The organism is Quatrionicoccus australiensis, from assembly GCF_020510525.1.
In the GTDB taxonomy this organism is placed as follows: Bacteria; Pseudomonadota; Gammaproteobacteria; order Burkholderiales; family Rhodocyclaceae; genus Azonexus; species Azonexus australiensis_B.
In genome coordinates, this window is sequence record NZ_CP075188.1 from 818,807 (window position 1) to 839,251 (window position 20,445).

The 20,445-nt window shown below is 55.5% G+C and carries 17 protein-coding genes; 11 read left to right on the plus strand and 6 right to left on the minus strand.

Annotation, left to right across the window (positions count from 1 at the left end):
• Positions 1 to 10: 10 nt before the first annotated feature.
• The 11 genes from KI612_RS04040 (at position 11) to KI612_RS04095 (ending at position 12,838) form a co-directional block, all read left to right on the plus strand.
• Positions 11 to 832 carry a Stp1/IreP family PP2C-type Ser/Thr phosphatase gene (locus KI612_RS04040; RefSeq protein WP_226442555.1) on the plus strand — a complete coding sequence of 274 codons (822 nt, stop codon included), beginning with the start codon at positions 11 to 13 and terminating at the stop codon, positions 830 to 832.
• A 15-nt stretch (positions 833 to 847) separates the two neighbouring features.
• The gene (locus KI612_RS04045; protein WP_226442556.1) at positions 848 to 1,543 is read left to right on the plus strand and encodes an FHA domain-containing protein; all 696 of its coding nucleotides are present in this window, start codon (positions 848 to 850) and stop codon (positions 1,541 to 1,543) included.
• Between the two features lie 19 nt (positions 1,544 to 1,562).
• Entirely contained in the window at positions 1,563 to 3,773 is a 2,211-nt protein-coding gene (locus KI612_RS04050) for a CHASE2 domain-containing protein (RefSeq protein WP_226442557.1), read from the plus strand.
• Between the two features lie 2 nt (positions 3,774 to 3,775).
• Positions 3,776 to 4,543 carry a 3',5'-cyclic-nucleotide phosphodiesterase gene (locus KI612_RS04055; RefSeq protein WP_226442558.1) on the plus strand — a complete coding sequence of 256 codons (768 nt, stop codon included), beginning with the start codon at positions 3,776 to 3,778 and terminating at the stop codon, positions 4,541 to 4,543.
• Between the two features lie 84 nt (positions 4,544 to 4,627).
• A complete protein-coding gene (locus KI612_RS04060; RefSeq protein ID WP_226442559.1) occupies positions 4,628 to 6,952 on the plus strand; it encodes a GspE/PulE family protein in 2,325 nt (774 codons plus the stop codon).
• A 9-nt stretch (positions 6,953 to 6,961) separates the two neighbouring features.
• Positions 6,962 to 8,548, plus strand: a complete 1,587-nt coding sequence (locus tag KI612_RS04065) for an HD domain-containing phosphohydrolase (RefSeq protein WP_226442560.1) — start codon at positions 6,962 to 6,964, stop codon at positions 8,546 to 8,548.
• Between the two features lie 218 nt (positions 8,549 to 8,766).
• Positions 8,767 to 9,180 carry a pilin gene (locus KI612_RS19815; RefSeq protein WP_264180798.1) on the plus strand — a complete coding sequence of 138 codons (414 nt, stop codon included), beginning with the start codon at positions 8,767 to 8,769 and terminating at the stop codon, positions 9,178 to 9,180.
• 122 nt (positions 9,181 to 9,302) lie between these two features.
• The gene (locus KI612_RS04080; protein ID WP_226442561.1) at positions 9,303 to 10,856 is read left to right on the plus strand and encodes a glycosyltransferase family 9 protein; all 1,554 of its coding nucleotides are present in this window, start codon (positions 9,303 to 9,305) and stop codon (positions 10,854 to 10,856) included.
• The gene (locus tag KI612_RS04085) at positions 10,853 to 11,170 is read left to right on the plus strand and encodes a hypothetical protein (RefSeq protein WP_226442562.1); all 318 of its coding nucleotides are present in this window, start codon (positions 10,853 to 10,855) and stop codon (positions 11,168 to 11,170) included. The genes KI612_RS04080 and KI612_RS04085 overlap by 4 nt, the downstream gene beginning before the upstream one ends.
• Before the next feature lie 80 nt (positions 11,171 to 11,250).
• Positions 11,251 to 11,958 (plus strand): glycosyltransferase family 2 protein, encoded by a 708-nt coding sequence (locus KI612_RS04090; protein WP_404818073.1) that lies wholly within the window; start codon positions 11,251 to 11,253, stop codon positions 11,956 to 11,958.
• A 94-nt stretch (positions 11,959 to 12,052) separates the two neighbouring features.
• Complete coding sequence (locus tag KI612_RS04095; RefSeq protein WP_226442564.1) at positions 12,053 to 12,838, plus strand: glycosyltransferase family 2 protein; 786 nt, start codon at positions 12,053 to 12,055, stop codon at positions 12,836 to 12,838.
• Positions 12,839 to 12,912: 74 nt separating this feature from the next.
• Here the strand turns inward: KI612_RS04095 and KI612_RS04100 are convergent, their stop codons facing one another.
• The 6 genes from KI612_RS04100 to KI612_RS04125 all read right to left on the minus strand — a co-directional run bounded on the left by KI612_RS04100 (position 12,913) and on the right by KI612_RS04125 (position 20,442).
• A complete protein-coding gene (locus KI612_RS04100) occupies positions 12,913 to 14,652 on the minus strand; it encodes a hypothetical protein (RefSeq protein WP_226442565.1) in 1,740 nt (579 codons plus the stop codon).
• A 46-nt stretch (positions 14,653 to 14,698) separates the two neighbouring features.
• Positions 14,699 to 15,136 (minus strand): GtrA family protein, encoded by a 438-nt coding sequence (locus KI612_RS04105; RefSeq protein WP_226442566.1) that lies wholly within the window; start codon positions 15,134 to 15,136, stop codon positions 14,699 to 14,701.
• A 264-nt stretch (positions 15,137 to 15,400) separates the two neighbouring features.
• Positions 15,401 to 16,387, minus strand: a complete 987-nt coding sequence (locus KI612_RS04110; RefSeq protein WP_226442567.1) for a glycosyltransferase family 2 protein — start codon at positions 16,385 to 16,387, stop codon at positions 15,401 to 15,403.
• 9 nt (positions 16,388 to 16,396) lie between these two features.
• On the minus strand, positions 16,397 to 17,488 hold the full coding sequence (locus KI612_RS04115; protein ID WP_226442568.1) for an N-acetylneuraminate synthase family protein: 1,092 nt from the start codon (positions 17,486 to 17,488) through the stop codon (positions 16,397 to 16,399).
• Positions 17,488 to 19,353 (minus strand): thiamine pyrophosphate-binding protein, encoded by a 1,866-nt coding sequence (locus tag KI612_RS04120; RefSeq protein WP_226442569.1) that lies wholly within the window; start codon positions 19,351 to 19,353, stop codon positions 17,488 to 17,490. Before KI612_RS04120 ends, KI612_RS04115 begins: the two co-directional genes overlap by 1 nt.
• Before the next feature lie 18 nt (positions 19,354 to 19,371).
• Positions 19,372 to 20,442 carry an FkbM family methyltransferase gene (locus KI612_RS04125; protein WP_226442570.1) on the minus strand — a complete coding sequence of 357 codons (1,071 nt, stop codon included), beginning with the start codon at positions 20,440 to 20,442 and terminating at the stop codon, positions 19,372 to 19,374.
• Positions 20,443 to 20,445 lie beyond the last annotated feature (3 nt).

Consider the following 20,445-nt stretch of genomic DNA (forward strand, 5'->3'; position numbering starts at 1 on the left):
AGTGCAGCCCATGAGGCTTGCCGACGCGCTGGAAATGGTTACCCGCACCGATCCGGGTATGGTCCGTTCGCATAATGAGGATGCGGTGTTTGCCGATGCCAGCCTCGGACTGGCTATCCTGGCTGACGGCATGGGGGGATACAACGCCGGCGAAGTGGCGAGCGGCATGACCACCACCTTGCTGGCCAGCAATCTGACCCAGTTTCTGAGTCCGCCTGCCGTGCCTGACGGTGAGGTCATGACCCCTGAGTTTCTGCAGCAGCGCCTGCTGGACGAAGTTTCGGCCGTCAATGTCGCCGTGTTCAACGCCTCCGAGAGTCAGCCGCAATATGCGGGCATGGGAACGACGGTGGTTGCGGCGCATTTTTACGATAACCGCGTGATCGTTGCCCATCTTGGCGACTCCCGGCTGTATCGCTTGCGCAACGGCCGTTTCGAACAGTTGACGCGGGATCATTCCCTCTTACAGGAACAGCTTGATGGTGGCATGATTAGCGCAGAAGAGGCGCGCCATTCGCACAACAAAAACCTGCTGACCCGGGCGCTTGGGGTCGATCCCTTTGTCGAAACGGAAATCCACGTACATGCTGTGGCACCGGGGGATCTTTTCCTGATCTGTTCGGATGGTCTGAATGACATGATCGACGATGAGGAAATCGCCAATGTCCTGCTGGCGCTGGGTGGCGATTTGTCGCTGGCGGCCGAGGAGCTGATCGAGCTGGCCAACGGCAATGGCGGGCGGGATAATATTTCGGTAATTCTGGTACGGGTGCACAGCAGTTTTGCCGTACCGCGAGGCTGGTGGCAAAAGCTGCTGGCCCGGTTCAAATGAGATGAGGCTGGCAACATGGCAAAAATGATCCTTTCAATGGACGGTCTGGTACTGAAGGAAATTCAGCTCGACAAGGAGCGCCTGACCATCGGTCGCAAGCCGCACAACGACATCCAGATCGACAATCTCGCCATCTCCGGCGAGCACGCGGCGATTGTCACCATCCTCAATGACTCCTTTCTTGAGGACATGAACAGTACCAACGGGACGCTGGTCAATGGCCAGCCGATCAAGAAGCACTTCCTGCGCAACAACGATGTCGTCGAACTGGGCAAGTACAAGCTCAAGTACATGGCCGATCTCAGCGATGCCGCGGCCACCATCGACGAGCATGAAAAGGCTGCCGCGCCGCGTGCCACGCCGCTGCGTCCGGAGGACATGCAACTGGTCGAGAGCGCCACGCGCAGCAATATCGGAACGCGCAGCAATGTGGCTGGCGTTGCCGTCGCCTCGGCTGCCGTGCAATTGCTCAGTGGTGCCAACATCGGCAAGGAGCTGGAACTCACCAAGACCCTGACCACGCTCGGCAAGCCCGGGCTGCAGGTGGCGGTGATCGCCAAGCGGCCGAACGGGTTCTTCATCACCCATGTGGAAGGGACGCAATTTCCCATCGTCAATGGCGAGGTCCTCGACGCCCAGGCCTATCAGCTCAAGGATCACGATGTCATCGAGATCGCCGGCATCAAGATGGAATTTTTCCTGAAGACCTGATGCCCGGCGCGCCGCTGTCATGAAAAAACATCTCGTTCGTTTCGTGCTCGGCGCGCTCTGCATGCTGGTACTGCTCGGTCATGCCGGGCGTGCCTGGCAGATTCCCTTCGTTTCGGCGCTCGATGCCTATCTCTACGATGTCCGCCTGCGGTTGACCATGCCGCGCACGGTCGATGAACGCATCATCATCGTCGACGTCGATGAGAAGAGTCTGGCCGAAGTCGGGCGCTGGCCCTGGGGGCGCAATACGCTGGCCGAGCTGGTGCGGCGCCTGACCGACGACTACAAGGTTGCGGTAATCGGTTTCGACGTTGTGTTTGCCGAGCCGGACGAGAGTTCCGGGCTCAAGGTGCTGGAGAACATCGGTCGCCAGCAGCTGAAAAACGAGCCGAGCTATCAGCGTGCCTTGCAGGATCTGCGCTCGACGCTGGATTATGACCGCCTGTTTGCCGATACCCTGCGTGGTCGACCGGTGGTGCTGGGCTATTATTTTTCCAGTCTGGACAACGCCCAGCGCAATGGTGCCCTGCCGGCGCCGGTCTTTGCGCCGGGTACCTTTGCCGGGCGGCGGATTCCCTTTGTTTCATGGTCCGGTTACGGTGCCAACCTGCCGGCCTTGCAGGCGGCGGCCAGCAGTGCCGGGCATTTCAATCCGCTGGTCGATTTCGACGGCAATTCGCGGCGTGTCCCGCTGATCGTCGAATACCAGGGCGCCTATTACGAGGCGCTGTCCCTTGCCGTCGTGCGTACCTTGCTTGGCCATGGCGAACTCCGCCCCGGCTTTCCCGATGCCGAATCGGCGATCGAATGGCTGGAGGTCGATTCGCCGCGTGGCTCGTTGCGCATTCCGGTCGACGAGCATGTTTCGGCGCTGATTCCCTATCGCGGCTACGAGCGCAGTTTTCCCTATATCTCGGCGGTCGACGTGCTGCGCGGCCGGGTTTCTGCCGAGCAGCTGGCCGGACGCATCGTGCTGGTCGGGACAACGGCGCCGGGCCTGATGGATTTGCGGTCGACGCCGGTGGGGGCGACTTTTCCCGGAGTCGAGGTGCATGCCAACCTGATCGCCGGCATGCTTGAAGGCAGCATCAAGGACAAGCCGGGCTTCGTCCTTGCCATCGACGTCATCCAGTTGCTGCTGTTCGGCGGCATGCTGGTCATGTTGCTGCCCTTGCTCTCGCCTTTCCGCGCAACGCTGCTGGCCGTGGCGACGCTGTCGGCCATGCTCGGCATCAACATGCTCCTGTGGTCGTCGGCGAATCTGGTCATGCCGCTCGCGGCGGGCGTGCTGTCGGTGCTGCTTCTCTACGGTCTCAACATGTCCTGGGGCTATTTCGTCGAATCGCGGACCAAGCGGCAATTTGCCGACTTGTTCGGGCAGTACGTGCCGCCGGAACTGGTCGACGAGATGGCGAAAAACCCCGAGAGTTACAGCATGGAAGGGCAGAACGAGGAACTGACCGTGCTTTTCTCGGATATCCGCAGCTTTACCAGCATGTCCGAGGGGATGGAGCCGAAGGAACTGGCGCGGCTGATGAATGAATATTTCGGGGCGATGACCGAAGTGATCCGGCAGCAGCGCGGCACGCTCGATAAATACATCGGCGACGCCATCATGGCGTTCTGGGGCGCGCCGGTGAATGATCCGGAAAATGCCCGCCACGCGGTGTTGACCGCCCTGGGCATGCGGCAGCGCCTGCGCGAACTTGCCGAACCGTTCAAGGCGCGTGGCTGGCCGGCGCTGCAGGCCGGCATCGGGATCAACACCGGAACAATGACGGTCGGCGACATGGGCTCACCGGTCCGCAAGGCGTATACGGTGATGGGCGATGCGGTCAATCTCGCGTCGCGTCTCGAAGGCATCACCAAGGAATACGGTGTCGACATCGTGGTCGGTGAGGAAACACGGCGCCAGGTCGATGACATCACCTTCCGCGAACTTGACCGGGTACGCGTCAAGGGCAAGGACGCACCGGTCGCGATTTACGAGCCGCTTGGCCTGAGCGCCGAATTGCCGGCCGCCAGCCGCGATGAGCTGGCCTTGTGGCAGCATGCGCTGAGCCGTTACCGGGCGCAGGACTGGGATCAGGCCGAACTGCAATTGTGCATTTTGCGTGAGCGTTTTCCGGCATGCCGTCTGTACGAACTGTACATCGAGCGGATTGCCTATCTGCGGGCGCATCCGCCAGGTGAAAGTTGGGATGGGGTAACCGTCTTCCAGGTGAAATAGCGATGAAACTCAGAGTCCTTGGCTGTAGCGGTGGCATCGGCGGGCAGCACCTGCGGACAACTTCGCTGCTCGTCGATCACGACATCCTGATCGATGCCGGGACCGGTGCCGCAGACCTGTCGATCGCCGAACTGGCCGCCATCGACCATGTTTTCCTGACCCACAGCCATCTCGACCACATTGCCGCCTTGCCGCTGCTGATCGATACCGTGGCCGACCGGCGCGAGAAGCCGCTGACCGTTTATGCCTCTGCCGCCGTGTTGACCGTTCTGCAGAAGCACATCTTCAACTGGGCAATCTGGCCTGACTTCACCGAAATTCCGGATGCCGAGCATCCGGTCATGCGCTACCAGAGCATCGCACTGGCCGAGACCGTGAGTATCGATGGTCGTCGCATCACTGCCTTGCCAGTCGAACACACGGTGCCGGCAGTCGGCTATTGCCTCGACTCCGGTGCCGGCAGCCTGGTTTTCTCCGGCGATACCGGCATCTGTCCTGACTTCTGGCGGGCGGTCAACCGGATAGACAAGCTCAAATACCTGATCATCGAATGCGCCTTCTCCAATCGGGAGGAAGGACTGGCCCGGCGATCGCAGCATCTTTGTCCGAGCCTGCTGGCGGCAGAGTTGCAGAGCCTGGAGCGCGCCTGTGAAATCCACATCACGCACCTGAAACCGGGGCAGATCGAACTGACCATGGCAGAGATCGAGGCCGGTCTCGCCGATTATCAGCCGCGCATGCTGCAGAACAATCAAGTCTTCGAGTTTTGAAATGCTGCTGAATGGTGCCCAACCAGCTTGCCCGGTCTCGCCGCAACGCTTGTCTGTCCGGTCGACTGGATAATTGGAGAAGAAATGACTGATGTCGCCAGCCGCCTGCTGTTTCTGAAAAAATTGCAGGCCGTGACCAACCGGGTGCATGCGACGAGCAATATCGACCAGATCATGCTCGAGTTGTCGCAGGATATCTGTGATCTGTTCGATGCGGACCGCCTGACCATCTACGCGCTGGGCGATGATCGCCAGACCATCGTTTCCAAGGTCAAGACCGGGCTCAATTCCTTCAAGGACATTCGCCTGCCGCTGACCGAGCAAAGCATTGCCGGCTATGTTGCGCTGAATCGTCGGTCGGTGAATATCCGCGATGTTTATGACACAGCCGAACTGCAGCGAATCAGTCCGCAAATCCGCTTCCTGCAGGAGGTCGACCGGCGCACCGGCTATCGCTCGAAGCAGATGCTGGTGGTGCCCATTCTCGATGCAAGCGACGAGTTGCTGGGGGTTCTGCAACTGATCAACCAGCGTCAGGATCAGCCGTTTTCCGAATTTCAGGAAGAAGAGGCGGCCGATCTTGCCAAGACCCTGGCCATCGCCTTCACCCTGCGCCGGAAATCGGCCTTTGTCGTGCGTTCGCGCTATGACCACCTGATTGCCGACGGCGTGATCTCGGCCGGCGAAATGGACGGTGCCTTGCACAGCGCCCGGCACAGCGGCATTGATCTCGAAGAGCTTCTGATGCGTGAATTCGAAGTCAAGCCAGCGACGATCGGGGCAGCGCTGGGCAAGTATTTTGATGTCGGCTACGAGCCATTTCGCGCGGATCGCATCAAGCCGGTCGATCTGCTGCGCAACATCAAGCGCGATTACGTCGATGCCAATGCCTGGCTGCCGCTCGAAGAGACGGCGGAAGGCGTGGTCGTGATGACGCCCGATCCGGAAAGCCTGCGCAGTTCGCGCATGGTGAACAACGTTTTTCCCAAGGCACGCATCGTTTACCGGGTGACTACCCGCAGCGAGTTCGGTGCAACGGTCGACCAGTTTTTTGGTGCCATTTCCGAAATGGGCACGGTCGATGACCTGCTTTCCGGCATGGGTGAGCCGGATGAAGTGGCCGAAGCCGGTGACGAGGCATCGGCTGCCGCCGACAACGAACTGGTGCGCCTGGTCAACCGGATCATCGTCGAGGCCTACCAGCAGGGCGCTTCCGATATTCACATCGAACCGCGACCGGGCAAGGAAAAGACCATGGTCCGCTTCCGCAAGGACGGTTCGCTGGTCAATTACATCGAAGTGCCGGCTTCCTATCGCTCCGCCCTGGTGACGCGCCTGAAGATCATGTGCGACCTCGATATCTCGGAGAAGCGCAAGCCGCAGGACGGCAAGATCAAGTTCAAGAAATACGGACCGCTCGACATCGAGTTGCGCGTCGCAACCATCCCGACCGCGGGTGGTGTCGAGGATGTGGTGATGCGCATCCTGGCGGCCGGCGAGCCGATCAAGCTGGACCAGCTTGGCTTGTCGCCGCGCAATCACGAGAACCTGATCAAGTGCATCGAGAAGCCCTACGGCCTGTTTTTCGTCTGCGGTCCGACCGGTTCCGGCAAGACAACGACGCTGCATTCGGTGCTTGGCTACCTGAACCGTCCGGAAACCAAGATCTGGACGGCCGAAGATCCGGTTGAAATCACCCAGAAGGGCCTGCGCCAGGTGCAGGTGAACAAGAAGGCAGGTCTCGATTTTGCGACCGTGATGAAGGCCTTCCTGCGCGCCGATCCGGACATCATCATGGTCGGTGAAATGCGCGATCCGGAAACCACCGGCATCGGCATCGAGGCCTCGCTGACCGGCCACCTCGTTTTTGCGACGCTGCACACCAACTCGGCGCCGGAATCGATCATTCGTCTGCTCGACATGGGTATGGACCCGTTCAACTTTTCCGATGCGCTGCTCGGCATTCTTGCCCAGCGTCTCGGCAAGCGCCTGTGCAAGGACTGCAAGGAAGCCTATCAGCCAGCACCTGAGGAGATTGAGGCCTTGTTGCACGAGTATTGCGCCGAGCTGACGCAAACCGAAGCCTGGAAAAAAGATCCGCAGGGATCGCTGGCGGCGATCCGGCAGGAGTGGCAGAGTCGCTACGCCAAGGATGGACAGTTCACGCTTTATCGCGCCTGTGGTTGCCCGGCATGCAGCGATACCGGCTATCGGGGGCGCGTCGGTCTGCACGAATTGCTGGTCGGTACCGATGCTGCCAAGAAGCTGATCCAGGAAAAGGCGCGGGTGGCCGATATTCTCGCCTGCGCCTTGAACGAAGGCATGCGTACCCTGAAAATGGATGGCATCGACAAGATCATGCAGGGCATCACCGATATCAAGCAGGTCAGAGCGGTGTGCATCAAATAGGAGCCGAGCATGGAAACCCTCGATGATCTTTTTCACCGTCTTGAACAGCTCAATGACATCGGTGCTTCGCTTTCCAATGAGCGCAACCTGAACCGGCTGCTCGAAAAAATCCTGCTTGCTGCCAAGACCATTACCCGGGCTGATGGCGGCACGCTCTATCTGGTTTCCGAGGACAGGCAGCGCCTGCATTTCGAGATCGTGCGCACCGACTCGCTGGCGATTGCCTTCGGTGGCAGCGACGCGCCGCCGACTTCGGGCAAGTTTCCCGATCTGGCGCTGTATCGGGAAGACGGCTCGGCGAACGACAGCATGGTGGCGGTCCACGCCGCAATTAATGGCAAAACGGTCAATATTGCCGATGCCTACAGCGAAGCCGGCTTCGATTTCTCCGGTACGCGCAAGTTCGACGAGCGGACCGGCTATCGCTCACAGTCCTTCCTGACCGTGCCGATGCAGAACCACGAAGGCGAAATCATCGGTGTCCTGCAACTGATCAATGCGCTCAGTCCGCAAACCGGTGGCGTCGTCGAATTTTCCCAGGCGGATCAACGCCTTGCCGAGTCGCTCGCCTCGCAGGCGGCGATCGCATTGACCAACCGGCAGCTTGTGCAGCAACTGGAAGGCTTGTTCGAATCCTTCATCAAGCTGATCAATCTGGCGATTGACGAAAAGTCGCCCTATACCGGCGGTCATTGCCAGCGCGTGCCGGAACTGACCATGCTGCTCGCCGAGGCGGTCAATGCGACCAGCGAAGGTCCGCTCGCCGACTTCCACCTGACCGACAAGGATAGCTACGAACTGCGCATCGCCGCCCTGCTGCATGATTGCGGCAAGATCACGACGCCGGTGCATGTCGTCGACAAGGCCACCAAGCTGCAAACCATCTTCGACCGCATTCATCTGGTCGATACGCGTTTTGAAGTCCTCAAGCGCGATGCCGAAATCGCCGCGCTGAATGAAATCATCGCTGGCGCCGATGCGGAACAGGTCCGGGAAAAACTCGCGGCAAACCATGCGACGCTGAATGCCGAGCGCGAATTCCTGCGTTTTGCCAACATGGGCAGCGAGCGCATGCGCGATGAGGATATTGCACGCGTTCGTGCCATCGCGCAGAACTATCACTGGCGCAATGAGCAGGGCGAAGAGGTGCCCTTTCTGAGCGACAACGAACTGGAAAATCTCAGCATCCGGGCTGGGACATTGACCGCCGGCGAGCGCGAAATCATCAATCACCACATCGTCGCCACCATCCGCATGCTGGAACAACTGCCCTGGCCGAAGCACCTGAAAAATGTACCGGAATACGCCGGCGGCCACCACGAGCGCATGGATGGCAAAGGCTACCCGAAAGGCCTCACGCGCGAAGAAATGAGCTGGCAGGCCCGCATGATGGGCATTTCCGATATTTTTGAAGCGTTGACCGCGAAGGACCGGCCGTACAAGGAAGGCATGAAGCTATCGCAAGCCCTGGCGATCCTGGAAAGTTTCAGAAACAACGGCCATATCGATCCGGACTTGCATGCGGTTTTCTGCAAGGAAGATGTTTATCGGAAATATGCAGCGGGTTTCATGGCGGAGAAGCAGATTGATTGCTGATACAGGGGTGCCGAGAAACGAAGTTAAGGTGACGGTTTTTGTCACATGCTTTCTGTCTGGTGCCGTGATCGGTGCCAGGCTGTACCGGGTAAACCCATGATAATCAGATAGGTATTTACTGGTTAGATTGGTTTTGTTGTTCGTTTTTTTGTTGGCCTGGTTCGTGCTTTTACTGTGGCAGCGGTTTTCCGCTCTTTTCGCGAAAAAAGGAGATTCAAATGAAACAGATTCAAAAGGGTTTTACCCTGATCGAACTGATGATCGTTGTTGCGATCATCGGTATTCTGGCTGCTGTTGCGTTGCCGGCTTATCAGGATTACACCAAGAAGGCCAAGGTTTCCGAAATTGTTCTGGCTGCAAGTAGCGGTCGGACCTGTGTGTCGGAAATTGCCCAGTCCAGTTCTTCCATTTCGTTTTCGTCCTGCGGTACTACCAAGACGAGCAAATATGTGACTGGCGTTGGCGTTGCAGATACGACAGGGATCATTACAACGGGCGGTACGGTTGATGGTGTCACCATCAGTGTCACATTGACCCCGACGCCGACTTTGTCGGCAAGTCAGCGTGATATCGGTACTTGGTCTTGCGTTGGAACTCCGACCAGCTTGATGCCGGGCTCCTGCCGCGGCTAATATTGTTTGAGCCTATTCTGGCCACCCCGATTTAGGGGTGGCTTTCGTTTTTTTGGGTGCTCTAAATGTGGCTACGATGGTTGAGGTCTGTGTTCGTTGGGCCTGTCGCTCCTACAAGGGCCGTGGGCAAGGCCTCCTGCGGTTTGCCAGTGGAGATTCTGTCTTTTTTCGGGCCGGGCAAAGCGGAAGCTTTCAAGGAGTCAATCAAGAAAGATTTTGAAACCACGAAGGACTGCCAGCCGTATGTCGATAGGTTGATTTGTGAAGCTCGCCGTGTTGGTTGGAGCGAGGGCGAAATTGAAAAAATTCAGATCTACGGGGATTACTTTTCCGATAAGACGGCGGCGGCTTACCAGAGAATCGTTGCCAAGGGATTTCACGAAACCGATTTTGATCTGTTTATCATTGCCTGCATGGCCTTGTATCTGAATGATGATTTTGAACCAGCCTATGCCTTGCTCAAGACTCGCTCCATTGATGATCCTGAGTTCCTGAAACACCCCGATTTCTTGGGGTTTGCTGGCTACATCGCGCTTTCTGCCGGTGCAGGGGTCGAAAATTCATTGCGCTATTTCGATCGAGCGTTGGAAGAGGGAACAATATCGAACTCGTTTCTCGCGAATGCCTATCCAGTATATTTTGAGGCAGGTCGGCATCAGGTTGTTGCCGACCTGTGTCGTTGCATTCATGAAAGTTATTCGCATGACCCTCAAGTGCTTTTTGCTCTGGCTTGTGTTGAGCTGGCAAGGGGGTTTTATCCCGAGGGCTTCCGGTTGGCTGAGGAACGCTACAATCATCCTGATGCAACCCAGTTCATTAACGGAGATTTGTTTGATAAGCCCCGCTGGCAAGGCGAACATTTAGCTGGAAAAAGCTTGCTGGTACATGCCGAGCAGGGGCTTGGTGACTTGGTGATGTGTGCCCGATATTTGCCTTTGCTGACTGATATGGGGGTGAAAGTCGTACTTGAGTGTAACGAAGTGGCAATTCCCCTATTGGCGCCAAACTTTCCCGAAGTAGAACTGTTGCCTGTCCATCGAAAAACGGCAGCAGGTATTGGCTTTGACTATTGGGTCGGAGCTATGAGCCTTCCCCATCTGCTGAATTCGACGGCCGATTCTATTCCCGGGAAAAAATCCTACCTTCAGTGCCCTGTCGAGCATATGCAACACTGGCATGAGCGCCTTCTATCTCATGGCCTTGATAACAAGGCTCGTATTGGTGTTGCTTGGTCTGGAAATCCAAGGCATCGAGCAGACCGAAGGCGATCGATAAGTTTCGATATATTGCGTCAATATATCGATTCACAGAGAAGCGCAGTTTTTTTCTCGCTGCAGACTGATGTGCCGGAAAGTTGCCCTGATAATTTGACGAATTTTTCTGATGAACTGATAACCTTGGCCGATACGGCTGCATTGATCATGGAAATGGACCTTGTCATTACGGTGGATACCTCAGTAGTGCATATTGCTGGTGCACTCGGGAAGCCGGTCTGGTTGCTCTTGCCTTACCGCTACGATTGGCGCTGGGGGCTTGAAGGAGAGAACAATGCTTGGTATGACTCCGTGCATGTATTGAGGCAACCAGTTTTTGAAAACTGGACGGCTCTCCTTGATGACGTGTTTAATTGCCGCCTGCCGCAGTATCTTGGTACGATTTCGAGGAATAACGCATGAGTCTATTGGATTGGCTACTGCCGCAAAGTGATGCCTTGTTGGCCAACGAACTGGCGGAGAAAATTGCTCGCCATTTTCCGCCAACGAGTGAGGCCAAGCTGGCCAAGCTGGGTGGGCGGCGGAGACTGGAGTCGGTATTGCAAACAGTAATGGATGACCTTGATACCCAACGGTTACCGACGAAAATTGGGTGGTTCCGTAAAGCACGCCTCGGGAATGTTTTTCGTTGGCGTCTGGTTGATCTTGGCTACTCCAGTGGCTTTGTTGAAGCGTTGACAGAGGGATTGATCACCCACCTGGCTACCCATAAGTAACCTATGTAGTGAGTGTGGCAATGTCTAGAGTATCGGTAGTAATTCCTCTCTATAACGATCATTTGCGAATTGAAAGAGCCATGTGCAGTGCCTTGGATCAGATGCATCTGAAAGAGGTGATTGTGGTAGACGATTGCTCCAGCGATGCTTCTGTTGCGGTTGCCCAGCGGTTTTCTGCCAAGCATTCTGAAATCAAGATTTATTCCCTGACGGAGAACTCTGGTCCTGCAGCTGCCAGGAATTTCGGGGCATCAATGGCAAGTGGCGAATTCCTCTGCTTTCTCGATTCCGATGATGAGTTACTTGATGGCTATTTTTCTGAAGTCGTTCCATTACTTGATGCAAACCCGAAATTCCATGCTTTTAAGGTTGGGATGGAGTTTTTCGATTCGGTAAGGGGCTACGTCTTGCCAGCCCATGACCCAAGATATAGTGCTGCTGTATTCAGTTCGGCATGTAATGTACTTATTCGTCGTGACTCGTTTAATAAAATGGGTGGGTTCCCGGTCGATATGGCATTTCGGGCAGCGAATGGGGGGGAGGATCATGCCTTCTGTGAAGCTTTGGCGAAGCATCTTCCCCCTTTGGGGAAAATCGAGAAGCCTTACTATCGATGCTGGAGTTATGAGGGGAGCCACCTTCACCGGTTTCTGTCCAACACGAGATTGGCGGAAAATACCGAGGGTTTCCAATTTGTTTCACTCACTTTGGATCAACGGCCTGACGGTGATCTGTCGAGGGCTTTGCGCAACTATTCGAACAAGGTTCGGAAAAATCTCGAAGCGTAATATTGTCGCGTTGCCATCCAATTGAATGTGCATTCAAGCTAATTGAGCTGGAGTAAATTACTTGAATGCAGAGCTTTCTCCACGAGGGAGTTAAATGTCTCGGGTTTCAATAGTTATTCCCTGTCTACGGCAAGACGATCTTGTGGAGATTGCCGTTCGTTCCTGCTTGAGACAATCGCATTTGCACGAAATTATTATTGTTGTAAGCGATGTTTCCCAAGGGTTTTTAACTGAACTTTCCGGCCTGGTATCAGAGTTCCCTCTCCTTCGCTTGACCAGCATGGATGCTCACGTAGGAATGGGGAGTGCGAGAAATTTCGGAGCTGAGCAGGCGACTGGCGATTATATTTGCTTTCTGAACTCACATGACGAGTTGCTAAGTGACTTTCTTGCTACAACCGTTCCTTTGCTGGATCTCCATCCGGAGTTTTCGTCGATCAAGGTCGGTATACAAGTGCTTGATATATACGGAGAACCAGTCATTTTGCCGGGAGATCCTCGTTATACCGCGCTGTTATCAACCTTCTCCGGTAACTTGATTTTGCGGCGGACGGCCTTTGTACGGATGGGGGGCTTTTCCGAAGACCCCCGGTTTTCTGGAGAGTTAGCCGGGGAGGAGGCCGCTTTTTCCAGTGCCGTTGAGCAATATCTGGCCCCTGTGGGATTTTTGCCGGAAGCTTTCTATCGTCACAATGATCGTCCAGGTTCCCGTCTTCAAAATTTCTTGAAGAGTACAAAAGTAGTCGGTAACAATGTTTTTGAGTTTCGTTCCATTGTGCCCGAGCAGGCAGCCGATGGCATATTGGGGCAAGCAATTGATAATTATTTGAAATTGGTTAAAGTGCGGCTGCTGGTTAGCGAAGGGGAGGGGCAAGGATAAGTGCGCGCTTAACGTATCCCAGCGACGATGTCACTCTCACTGGATTTGATGTACCAGATGATGCTAATTTTAGGCTATTGCTTTCGGTTGAACATGAAAATGACGGCAGTCATCGACAACGCAAATATTGTCCAAAATGTGATCCAGTCAGCGACGTATTGCCGTGAGCTTCTCTCGAAAGGGTAAGGTTTGTAGCTGGCAAAGTTTAGTAACTGACTGGATTGAGATGCCTTAAAGGCATCCCATAACTTGCAGTTATTCTCGGCTGGGAACACGAGACAAGCTGGGTTGTGTAGATTCAGCGAACCAGAAGGCGTGATGCTGGTAATAGGACCCGGGACAAGTGGCTCAATCTGCAGTTTCTCTAGGCGATATCCATAAATGGGGTTGTAGCAGCGCATTGGCGATATGCCTGTGAGAAATAAGCCATTGTCGATGATTGAATACCCATTTGGGGCTTTTGGATCGGCAACTTGCGTAATTTGCGGGGTGATCTCGCCGCGTCTGACCGCGTTGTAATAACTGACAATCGGGGTCGGGTCGAAGTCCTGCTGCTGATAGTACTCACGACTTTCCAATGCATTCAGAAGAGGTATCCCGACTACGGTGATGACTGCCAGCCATGTTTTGTATTTGCCTGAGGCTTTTACAATAATGCCAGTCACAGCTGCAATTAGTGGGATATAGATGATAAGCCAGCGGTATGGTGATGTGGTGGAGCCAATCAATGGAAGGTTCTTTAGGACGGAGTTCCATTCCGGGCTGTAGTAGAGAAGAGCCATAGGCACCAAAAGGATCGCGCCTAACACGATGCTTGGAAATCGCGTAGAGGACTTGTCCTGTGCAGGGAATGACAGTTGTGATTGCTTGGAAAGTGCGAATGCTCCGGCGCCAACAAGCATTACCAGTAGAGGCAAAGGCGTTAGGCCGTAGGCCAACTCATGAGGCATGGCTGCCCACTGCATGTTTTTCCACAGAGGGGTAACCGTTTGATACGTGTGTTCGCTTGAATAAAATAGGCTCTGAAAGACAAAGGTGAGCAGGCCGCCTATATCGGATACTCCGGGCAAGGGGTAGTAGTCACGGGAAAAGTTGCTCATCAAAGCCATATTTGCATTGAGCTTTGAGGCACTCAAGGCAATGGCAACGGCTCCCGCAACCAATCCCCGGACAAGAAAAGTCTTTGCAATATATTCCCTGGTGCTGATTGCCATGACGCAGGCCAGGCCAATGACGGCCAGGGTTGCCGGGATCATCAGGGTGGTCAGCCCCGAATGAAACCAATAGGCAACCGCTAGTCCGGCAATGAGTGATTGCCGGATGCTGCGTGCAGAAAGGAGTGGGCTATCCGGCACCTTGAGGAGAAGGTAGGCAATGAATGGCACCAGCATGAAGGACTGGTAGCCGTAGTGGCCAATGATGATGCGGTGCGCGTAAAACCCGTTGAACATGAAAACTGTTGCTGCGACGAGCGCACTTAGGCGCCCCATATACAGGCAACGCCTTGAGAACAAATACATTCCCCAGAAGCCAAGTCCGGCGAAAATCAGAAACGCCGAATAAACCGCCTGAAGTGGATCGACTATGAAGGTCAGGAACTGCGGCAGGGAGTAGAAGGCAGATTGCGGATCGGCAAAGAGTGCCTGGCCACCACAGAACGAGGGAGTGAACCAGGGTGGGGTGATAAAGCCGTTGTTCTTGTACCAGAGGAAGCCATCGAGGAACCCCCCTAGGGTCAGCACATAATCGTGGCCCATTCTTCCGTTGGCTAGCGGGAAATAATTCCGGAAGATCAGGTGGTAGGCGAGCAGCAATAGGCAGAAGACGCCTGCAACGTGGATGGATGATTTGTGCAGGTTCCTAAACATCTTTGCCTTTACGAAAGGTGAAATGTTGGTGAATAAAATAGCTGGCAATGACGATCAGCGCGGTGATCATTGCCTGGGCTATTAAGGGCGGAATGCTGAGGATTTCGACCGCCAATGACAGGCCGACCAGACCCATGGCCAGCGATCCCAGGTGGGCAATATGAAAGCGCATATATTCGGCCCAGACATTGCCGGCAGAGCGGAAAACGATCCAGCGCTGGGTCGCGAATGACTGGGTCACGGCGATCATGTGGCTAAGCACGGCGATGACCATGTATCCGATGTATTTGCTGAGCGCCAGATACAGCCCTGCAAAAATGGCGTAACCGGCCAGCGTATTCCAGGCACCGATGGCCAGATAACGAAATTTCAGACTGTTTTGCCAAAACAGTTTGAGGTTGGCAGGGGGCGACTTCCCGTTTTCTGGCATATGGTTGGTTCTAGTTGCAGGGCAGATCGCTAGGCGAAGCCATTGTGATCCAATGCGCCGATGTGTCGTCCGGCGGGAAGACTCTGTAGCCCCATGGGGCCATACAGAAAGCGAGGCCATTGGCGTTTGAGGCGGAACTGTCTTCCGACTGGTCGCCAGCGTAGGCCGTTGAGGTAACGGCCACCTGTTGTTCCCCGTGAAGCCCCGCCAGCATCGCTGCTTTGTCGGGGAATGCCAGCGTGTACATGACCAGGATTTTCTTGGCTAACGCTTTTCATTGGCGATATTGGTAGCAGCGGGCTGTTGCGATGCTTCTGGCGTATCAAAATTGACCCGCTCCTTCTCGACCACTAAGGGCCGCTTCATCACATGTGTATGGATGGATGCGATGTACTCCCCCAGAATGCCGATGAAAAAAAGCTGTACCGAGGCAAAGAAAAACATGCCGATCAACACCGGGGCCGTGCCCAGCGAAAAGCTATCCCAAAAAATCAATTTAGCAATTAAATAAGCAAGCGCAATCAGCATGCTCAAACCAGAAAGGGTAAATCCGGCAATTGTTGCGAGGCGGATCGGAACCTTGGAGTGGCTGGTCATGCCAAGCATTGCCAGATCGTACAGGGTGTAGAAATTGTTTTTGCTCAGGCCGCGCAGTCGCCGTGGCTGCTCGAACGGGATGGTGACGTAATCAAAGCCCAGTTCGGCAACCAGGCCGCGAAAATATGGGTAGGGGTCATCGATGTCTCGAACGGCGCGTATGACCTGTCGATCGTAGAGGCCGAAACCGGTACAGTCGGGAATCAGTTCAACTTCCGAAATGCGACCGATGGTTCGATAATAGAAGCGGCGGGCCAGGAACATCAAGGGCGTTTCGCGGCTCTTGGGTTTGACCGCAAGCACCATCTTTACCCCTTTTTCCCACTCGGCAATGAACTGCGGAATCATCTCGGGGGGGTCCTGCAAGTCGGAAGCCATGCCGACCACCGCATCGCCGGTGGCGGCCAGAAGCGCATGTACGGGCGAGCGGATATGGCCGAAATTGCGGGTATTGGTGATCAGCTTGATGCGCTTGTCGGTTGCCGCCAGTTCCTTGATTTTCGCCACGGTAGCATCGGTCGACGCGTTGTCGATCAGGATATGCTCAAAGCGATACTGCGGCATGGTGGCAAAGACGGCGCGCAAGCGCCCGACCAACGGCGCGATATTTTCTTCTTCATTGAAGCAGGGCGTAACGATACTGATCAGTTTCATCGTTGCTGCTCAAAGTCCGCGTGCATAGATCAAGGACTTGAGCTCCGGCGTTTCGGCATAGGGGCTGTCGATGACATCGATTAGCAGCGGCGCATCGGCGGCGATGTCCGCAAGAAGTACTTCTCCGTTCATCAGTTCCCGGCAAGAGATTTGCCCTTTTTGCAGGGGAATCGCCAGGTAAATGTCATCGGCAGTCAGGATCTGGCCCGCGGTTAAATTGCGCCGGGCATAGACCCCGCGCACTAGGCCGTCGAGGTATTCGATTTCCCGTTTCGGGGGGTTGCGCTTAGCACTGCCTGGAGGACCACACATTTCAACGGATTTTTTCCAGGCCTTGAACCATTGGTCGGCCTGGTGCGGCAAACTGCAATAGGGGGAAACGGCAATGCCATCGGCTTCGATGTCAATGTGGCGCTCAAAAGTGCGAGCGCCCTTGGCGTAGGCCATCATTACTGAACTTTGCCAATCATGATATTCGTGGGTTGAATAACCGATAACGTTGAGCGGATAGCGCTGCCGCAAGAAATCGATCTGGTTCAATTCCAACTCGTGGTCCTCCGAGGGGTAGAGCGAAACACAGTGGTTGATCGCTAAGGGAATGTTGCGATTGGCAAAAAAAGTTACCAGATCGTCGATATCTTTTAACGAAGAGCCTCCGGTCGACACGATCACCGGCTTTTTCGTCTTCGCGATTTTTTCTATGAGAATCCAGTCATTCAAGTCGGAGCTTGCGATCTTGATAATTTCGACGTCCAGTTCCACGCACAGGTCGACCGATGCCTCATCGAATGGTGTGCACATTGGAATGCATCCGCCCTGCCGGATGGCCTCGACCATGACCGCGTAATCGTCCCTTGAAACCTGGGTATCGAGTGTTTTCTTGATATAACGAAGATCGGAGCGTTGCCGGAAATCCTTATGGATGAAATTATCGACGTCCCGGAATTGTAGTTTGATAGCGGCCTTGACGTTGTTGAAACGGACGATCCGCGAATAATCGGTGATGATTTTCAGGGCCCGGTCGAGGCGCCCCCAATGGTTGTTGGCCAACTCAAGCACAAAAAGGCCATCAAAAAGCGTATTCGGGGAGGAGTGATTCATTATTTGATAGCTCCGCAACAGGAGTTAGTGGATGCAAGCATGTTTTCGGCTAGTTCTTCCGGGGAAAGGAAGGGGTACATATCTTCCAACGGGGGGCTGACGATACGGCCATCCGACAGTTGGCGAGAACTCATTCGAGGTTCAAAGCCCTGCGTGTCGTCGAGGATGACTTCGCAAAGATGGGGACCGGGGGTGGCGAGTATCCGCTCGATTTCCTCGTCGAATGCGGCTTGGTTGAGCCGGCTGGCGGGCAAACCGTAAGCCTGCGCCACCTTGCAGAAGTCTGGGAAAGAAACGCCGCTCGACGGGCTTTCGCCCATGACCCGACCAAAGAAGTTATTTTGGGAACTGCGGATCGACAGATAGCCGCGATTATTCAGGACGAAAATCTTGATCGGCAGTTGGTGGAACGCTACGGTCTGCAATTCTTGGATGTTCAGTTGTAGGCTGCCATCTCCGGCCAGACAGATGACGCGCTGCTGGGTGCTGCGCGAAGCCAGAGCACCATACCAGGCACCGATGGCCGCAGGCAGGTCATAGCCCATCGATGCGCTCCCAGAATTGGAAAACAGTCTTTGTCCCTTTTTGAGTTTTGCCGTCTGAAAGGGCACGATGCAGGCACTTGCATTGCCGCAGGCGACAATGTCGTCGTCGGCCAAATGGGAAAACAGGGTATCAACAAAATGGTAAGGATTGATCTTGCCGTGATACTCCCTCTGTTGGGGGGTGACGCCGGGGTAACGGGCCTGCCGCTTCTTGCACCAGGCCAGCCAGTCGGCGAATCGTCGTGGGGCATGACCGCTCGCGGCGGCTTGTTGCGCGAGTTCGGCCAGCAAAGGGCGGACGTCGGCGACTAGGCCGTGCTGCGGTCGATAGGTCGGCTTCTTAAGCTCAGCAGGGTCGATGTCGACCTGGATAACCTCTGCATGGCGGGCAAAGGCGGCGGTGTTGTAGCTGGTCTGGCGGATATTCAGGCGGCTGCCCAGGACTAGTAACAGATCGGCGTTTTGCACGGTGAAGTTGCCAGCCCGGGTACCGATGCTTCCTTGCCGACCGCAGAAGAGTGGGTTGTCGGAAGCAATCAGATCATGCGTCCAGGCAGTAACGACGGGAATACCCAGTGCCTGGATTGCGGCTTCGAATTCGGCGAGTGCCTTGCCGACACGGACGCCGCTGCCTGCGAGGATGACCGGGCGTTCCGCCTGTGCAATTTTGCCCAGGATGAAACGAGCCTGTTGCGGAGTGTCACCTCGGTTTGCCCCTGCTTTTACCCATTCAATGTCCCGTTCTGGTATGTAGGGGGGAATCGTTGTCGGATCGATAAAAGCTGATTGCACGTCGATGGGAATGTCCAGCCAGCATGGACCAGGACGGCCACTCATGGCGAGATGCAAGGCGCGTCCGAGTTCACGGACAATATCTTCCGGGTTTCTTACCATTGTGGCGTACTTGGTGATACCGCGGACCATGGGAATAATATCGGCCTCTTGGTCGCCCAGTTGGCGCAGGTTGGGAAGGTCGAAGCAGCCGAGGTGGGTTTCTCGCTTGACCTGCCCGGAAAGAATCAGCATCGGGATGGAATCCGTCCAGGCGCCAAAGACGCCATTGAGGGCATTGATGCCGCCGGGGCCGGTGGTGACATTGATCACCCCGATGTGGTTGTTGATGCGGGCGTAAGCTTCGGCCGCCATGGCGCAGCTTTGTTCGTGGTGGCAGCACACCGCTTCCAGGCCGGACTGATGCCCCAGCGCATCGTTAAGGAACATGGCGCCGCCGCCTGTCAGCAGAAATACGTGGCGCACACCTTGGGCCACAAGGGTTTGGGCGATGTACTCGGAAACGCGGATCGGTTTGACTTCAGTCATGGTTGAGTCACGGTACAGTTAATTGGGAATGGCATATAAATCAAGTTCAAAGGTGCTGTGGGCATGCTGACGAATAAAGAACCGGTAATTCAGTTGCCAGCTGGCAATCATTAACGGAATTTGCCAAAGATGCGCTGGGTGGTGATACAAGCCAATGGCTAGGCCGGGACGGCAGGATTCGATGGTCTTTCTGGCACCCAGCAGGGCGTCCGGTTCGGCTCCTTCAATATCCATCTTGATCAGGTTGGGGCGAAAATTGATCAGTGCTTCATCGATGGCGACGCATTGAATGTTGGTGTTGCCCTGAGTGCCAAGTGCGCTTGCGGTACCCTGTTCTGCATTGAAGCGCTGCATGGCAGAGGTGACCGAAACACCGCAAGGGAAGCAGGCCGCAGGAGTGTTCGGCATTTGGGCGCGGATGCGTTTGACCAGCGCTTGGTAATTGCGCATATCGGGTTCAAATGCCGCGATAGCCTCAAAATGGTAACTCCCCTTCTGCAAATGATCGAGCGTGTCGCCGTTGAATGCACCGCAATCAATGAAGCGCAAGGGGTTTTGCCACGGAGGCAAATCGCTGGCTCGGTACTGGTCATCAAACGTCGGGGCCGGAAGCCTGCCGTAATTCCCGGTGGTCCGGAATTCAACCACTGCATCGAGCAACTGGCGGCTTTTTTCATCTGCCAAGAGCTTCCTCAGCGAGTCAATGGCTGTTGCAAACGGCGCGTAATAGCCTGCATCGGTTAGCCAGTAGTGGTCGGGCAGGGCGTGTGGGAAACGGTTGTAGAACTCGACGACGTTGATGACCTCGGCGAAGCCCATAGCCCGGATGTCGCGCAGCAGGGGCTCCATATCGACTGCAAAATTGTGGATGGCGACGATGACGCTGACCGAGTCTGGTGTGTGCTGAGCGAGCCAGGCGGCTGGGGAGCAAACCGGAAGCCCGAGGCTGGTCTGGCCGGGCTGTGCATGGGTATCGATGAAGCCAGAAACCAGTCGGCCTGATTGGCGGAGATAGGTGCAGATTTCCCGCCCCTTGTTGCCGGCACCATAGATCACGAAAGAATGAGATGAGGGGTGTTTGTTGCCCATATC